This is a genomic window from Acinetobacter sp. AL9 (genome assembly GCF_041464035.1).
Classification (GTDB): Bacteria; Pseudomonadota; Gammaproteobacteria; order Pseudomonadales; family Moraxellaceae; genus Acinetobacter; species Acinetobacter towneri.
In genome coordinates, this window is record NZ_JAYFSK010000229.1 from 1 (window position 1) to 268 (window position 268).

Consider the following 268-nt stretch of genomic DNA (forward strand, 5'->3'; position numbering starts at 1 on the left):
AGGCATAGACAGCTAGGAGGTTGGCTTAGAAGCAGCCACCCTTTAAAGAAAGCGTAATAGCTCACTAGTCGAGTCGGCCTGCGCGGAAGATGTAACGGGGCTAAAACTATGTGCCGAAGCTGCGGATTTGACATTAGTCAAGTGGTAGGGGAGCGTTCTGTAAGCCGAAGAAGGTGGATTGAGAAGTCTGCTGGAGGTATCAGAAGTGCGAATGCTGACGTGAGTAACGACAAAACGGGTGAAAAACCCGTTCGCTGAAAGACCAAGG

General features: G+C 50.4%; 1 rRNA gene. It reads left to right on the forward strand.

The features are described from left to right. Positions 1-268 (forward strand): 23S ribosomal RNA (locus ACEO2X_RS14450); the annotation flags it as partial.